General features: G+C 54.1%; 1 tRNA gene and 2 rRNA genes (1 of these 3 only partly in view). All 3 read right to left on the bottom strand.

What is annotated here, in order from left to right:
• Position 1: 1 nt before the first annotated feature.
• Positions 2 to 78 (bottom strand) — tRNA-Met (locus FJ423_RS33220).
• Between the two features lie 214 nt (positions 79 to 292).
• Positions 293 to 407 (bottom strand): 5S ribosomal RNA (rrf, locus tag FJ423_RS33215).
• Positions 408 to 692: 285 nt separating this feature from the next.
• Positions 693 to 3,493: ribosomal RNA gene (locus tag FJ423_RS33210) — 23S ribosomal RNA — on the bottom strand; it runs 23 nt beyond the window's last position.

Genomic DNA, 3,493 nt, shown 5'->3' with positions numbered 1-3,493 from the left:
TTGGTTGCGGGGACAGGATTTGAACCTGTGACCTTCAGGTTATGAGCCTGACGAGCTACCGGGCTGCTCCACCCCGCGTCAACTACGAGCAAGCGTTTGCTTGCGACCACGAGCAAGCGTTTGCTTGCGTCCTTGGAGGTAAGTTTGATCTTACCGGATTCAAGAGCCGCCAAATGAAAGGGCCGCTTGCGCGGCCCGTGATCCCGTTTGGCGGGCCTTAAGATCGTAGAGAAAAGATTGTCTTCATCCGGATCCTGTGGATCTGGATGTGAGGTGAACATGCGCTTTGCAGACCTGGCAGCGACCTACTCTCCCGCGTCTTGAGACGAAGTACCATCAGCGCTGGAGCGTTTCACGGCCGAGTTCGGAATGGGATCGGGTGCAGCCGCTCCGCCATAACCACCAGGTCGGCAAAACGCATGTTCAAATCGAGAAGCTGTTTGAGCGAATAGCCAATATGAGTAGCGAATAGGGAGCCCTATTTGCTGCTTTCTCTAAGCTATTCGCTGGTCTTTGTTGTGCCTTTGACGTTCTTTCAGCCTGGCGCCCTTCGAAGCGAAGCTTCGCAAGGTCGACCGACCGTCGGCGCTGTTGCGCCGCACCCACGTAGCGCCGCCCGCAGGGCGGAACAAGCGTGAGTGAGAATGGCGACAATCCTTCGGATTGCGCCTTGATGGATATAAGTAATGAGAACGATCAAGCCTATCGAACTATTAGTACCGGTAAGCTTCAAGCGTTGCCGCTCTTCCACACCCGGCCTATCAACGTGGTCGTCTTCCACGGTTCTCAGGGAATACTCGTTTCAAGGTGGGTTTCCCGCTTAGATGCCTTCAGCGGTTATCCCGTCCGGATATAGCTACCCTGCAATGCGGCTGGCGCCACAACAGGTCCACCAGAGATCCGTCCATCCCGGTCCTCTCGTACTAGGGACAGATCCTTTCAATATTCCTACACCCACGGCAGATAGGGACCGAACTGTCTCACGACGTTCTGAACCCAACTCACGTACCGCTTTAAATGGCGAACAGCCATACCCTTGGGACCTGCTCCAGCCCCAGGATGCGATGAGTCGACATCGAGGTGCCAAACAACCCCGTCGATATGGACTCTTGGGGGTCATCAGCCTGTTATCCCCGGCGTACCTTTTATCCGTTGAGCGATGGCCCTTCCACGCGGGACCACCGGATCACTATGACCGACTTTCGTCTCTGCTCGACTTGTCAGTCTCGCAGTCAGGCAGGCTTATGCCATTGCACTCAGCGAACGATTTCCGACCGTTCTGAGCCCACCATCGCGCGCCTCCGTTACTCTTTAGGAGGCGACCGCCCCAGTCAAACTACCCACCATACATTGTCCCGGACCCGGATAACGGGCCGCGGTTAGACATCCATAGTGATAAGGGTGGTATTTCAAGGGTGGCTCCACCTGAGCTGGCGCCCAGGCTTCAAAGCCTACCACCTATCCTACACATGCCACTACGAATGCCAATGTAAAGCTATAGTAAAGGTGCACGGGGTCTTTCCGTCTAACCGCAGGAACCCCGCATCTTCACGGGGAATTCAATTTCACTGAGTCTATGCTGGAGACAGCGGGGAAGTCGTTACGCCATTCGTGCAGGTCGGAACTTACCCGACAAGGAATTTCGCTACCTTAGGACCGTTATAGTTACGGCCGCCGTTTACTGGGGCTTCGATTCAGAGCTTGCACCCCTCCTCTTAACCTTCCAGCACCGGGCAGGCGTCAGACCCTATACGTCGCCTTGCGGCTTCGCAGAGCCCTGTGTTTTTGATAAACAGTCGCTACCCCCTGGTCTGTGCCACCCTCCTCTGCTTGCGCAGAAAAGGGTCACGCTTCTTCCGAAGTTACGCGTGCAATTTGCCGAGTTCCTTCAGCATAGTTCTCTCAAGCGCCTTGGTATACTCTACCTGACCACCAGTGTCGGTTTCGGGTACGGTCTATAAGGAGGAGCTATTTCCTGGAACCACTCCGCTGCCCTTTCAATCCGATAAGATTGGACAACTTGTGTGATCCGTCACTACCTCCAGGCCCACGAATATTAACGTGGTTCCCATCGACTACGCGTTTCCGCCTCGTCTTAGGGGCCGGCTAACCCTGCTCAGATTAACTTTAAGCAGGAACCCTTGGTCTTTCGGCGGGGGAGTCTCTCACTCCCCTTACGTTACTCATGTCAGCATTCGCACTTCTGATACCTCCACCGCCCCTCACGGGTACGGCTTCATCAGCTTACAGAACGCTCCGCTACCGCTCGTGATTGCTCACGAACCCTAAGCTTCGGTGTATGGCTTTAGCCCCGTTACATTTTCGGCGCAAAGACCCTTATTTAGACCAGTGAGCTGTTACGCTTTCTTTAAATGATGGCTGCTTCTAAGCCAACATCCTGGTTGTTTTGGGATCCTCACATCCTTTCCCACTTAGCCATAACTTGGGGACCTTAGCTGTAGGTCAGGGTTGTTTCCCTTTTCACGACGGACGTTAGCACCCGCCGTGTGTCTGCCGACTAGTACTCCCAGGTATTCGGAGTTTGGTTAGGTTTGGTAATCCGGTGAGGACCCCTAGCCCATCCAGTGCTCTACCCCCTGGGGTATTCGGTCGACGCTCTACCTAAATAGATTTCGCGGAGAACCAGCTATTTCCGAGTTTGATTGGCCTTTCACCCCTAGCCACAAGTCATCCCGAACTATTGCAACAGTTATGGGTTCGGTCCTCCAGTAAGTGTTACCTTACCTTCAACCTGCTCATGGCTAGATCACTCGGTTTCGGGTCTAATGCGACGAACTGAACGCCCTGTTCAGACTCGCTTTCGCTGCGCCTACACCTACCGGTTTAAGCTTGCTCGTCACACTAAGTCGCTGACCCATTATACAAAAGGTACGTGGTCACCCTTGCGGGCTCCCACTGTTTGTAGGCAATCGGTTTCAGGTACTCTTTCACTCCCCTTGTCGGGGTGCTTTTCACCTTTCCCTCACGGTACTAGTTCGCTATCGGTCATGCACGAGTACTTAGGCTTGGAAGGTGGTCCTCCCAATTTCAGACAGGATTTCACGTGTCCCGCCTTACTCGAGGACGATTGATCGCATTACGCGTACGGGGCTGTCACCCGCTATGGCCCTACTTTCCAGAAGGTTCCGCTTGTCTCTCAATCGCCACTGGCCTGGTCCGGGTTCGCTCGCCACTACTTCCGGAGTCTCGGTTGATGTCCTTTCCTACGGGTACTTAGATGTTTCAGTTCCCCGCGTTCGCCACTTTATCCCTATGTATTCAGGATAAGTTACCTATTAGCGATACTTGGAAACCACAGCAGCAAGACGGCGCGATCCGAAGGATCGTCGCATCCCTGCTGCTCTGATTTTCCAAGTACCTTAGGTGGGTTTCCCCATTCGGAAATCTACGGATCAAAGGGTATTCGCACCTCCCCGTAGCTTATCGCAGCGTATCACGTCCTTCATCGCCTGTGCATGCCAAGGCATCCACC

This window comes from Mesorhizobium sp. B2-8-9, assembly GCF_006439475.1.
Taxonomy (GTDB): Bacteria; Pseudomonadota; Alphaproteobacteria; order Rhizobiales; family Rhizobiaceae; genus Mesorhizobium.
Note: the sequence above shows the minus strand (reverse complement) of the source record. Positions and strands in the feature narration are given on the sequence as shown.